This window comes from Salinivibrio sp. MA427, assembly GCF_001996115.1.
In the GTDB taxonomy this organism is placed as follows: domain Bacteria; phylum Pseudomonadota; class Gammaproteobacteria; order Enterobacterales; family Vibrionaceae; genus Salinivibrio; species Salinivibrio costicola.
In genome coordinates this window covers 1-1,505 of sequence record NZ_MUFH01000447.1, presented here as the reverse complement: position 1 = coordinate 1,505, position 1,505 = coordinate 1, and the positions used below count along the sequence as shown (strand labels likewise).

The 1,505-nt window shown below is 44.9% G+C and carries 1 pseudogene; it reads right to left on the bottom strand.

The annotated features are described in order from the left end of the window. Nucleotides 1-18: 18 nt before the first annotated feature. Nucleotides 19-1,505, bottom strand: a pseudogene (locus tag BZG79_RS15470) (hypothetical protein); the annotation flags it as partial.

Genomic DNA, 1,505 nt, shown 5'->3' with positions numbered 1-1,505 from the left:
CTATATATTCTTTATAGCTCATTCATTTACTCTCACTTCAATAGTACGTTTCGCAAGTTCTTTGTCTTTCGGTGCTGGAGTAACGAGTAAGTCACCTTGATTATTACCAATAGCCACGTAGCCGAGCATCTCATCTTCTGAGGCTTGCCAAGCAAACGGTATACTAACGAGTACCGCCACCGTATCGTCGGTGGTACCACCCATATTTAATCGGTAGATAGGACCTCCTGAGGTTTTATCTGTACTCCATGTACCACCTTGCTCATTGACTACCACTGCAGATTTCGGCTCAGCGACACGATAATAATAGTTTTTGTCTTTAGGCTTGCGGGTGATTTGCAATCCAATATTTGTACCCCGAGTAAATGCTGGTAGTACTAATTCTAAYTGCCATTGCTCACTGCCTGGGTCCATCCATTGTGAAGGGCGACGATTAAGAACTGGAATCAGTTTAGCTTGAGGCTTGTGAATTATGTATTCTAAGGAAGTTAATTCATCAATGGGATCCCATTGCTTTGAATCTTTACCCCAGTGAGAATGACGTAGCCATTTCTCAAGCTCAGAGCGCTTAAAGGCATTTATGACCATAACAGCTATCAGATACACAATACCAGCAACCATGAGCGTAGTCAGCATCCAGCGAGAGAGCATGGTACCTATAATCCTTGTACCCCTGAAGTTATAATATGTTGCCCTAATTTGCATAGAAAATACGAACACTTGAGCGGTTGTCGATAGCCCTTTTAGGCCATAACCAAACCTTTCCATTGGGGCATGGTCTGAATTCAATACTTTTTCACCACTTTCCCATGTTTCTATTGCTGCTGCGATAAAACCAAACAAAGAAACCATCGCGGTGGTTTTAGCAAAGGTCTTCAACGTGGCCGCCTTTGAGGCACTTGATGTCCTTTCCAAGGCTCTGCTTAAGCTTCTTTTTAAGAGTTTTTCATCGGCGATCATTTTTTTCCATGCCGCATCGCGCCAAAGTCCTGCAATCTGGGAAACCGCATAAGCGGTCGAGTAAGTAGCTTCTCTTAGTGCTGGGTTTGCCCACAAGCTAGTCTCTGGGTGCTGCTCGGCTTTATAGCGAATATTATGCAAGACTGATGCGCTATTCCAAATATTGAGGATCGCAAGTATGCCTCCCATTTTACCGAGCTTATTCCACGATGTTTGAGCCGCTTGTGCGCCTTTTTGCCAGATGCGCTCAATGGCTTGATTGAGCATTTTTTTCGCTGCATCATTCGCCGCTTGATGCTTTAGCGTGACCATTTGAGGTAACTCACTACTCAATAGCTTCTGCAACCTCTGCTGAGCTGCATGCATGGTTTGAATCTGATGATTTTTGGGAGTCGGTTGCCCTACCGGTGGTTGGCTAATACGTGTAATCATCACGACTTCGGCATTCACCTTTCGCTGCCATGCCGAAACTTGCGCCGGATAGTCTGGGTTGTGTGCGACAATTGCTTCTGGATTAACGATTGCCTCCAATATCACTAACCGTA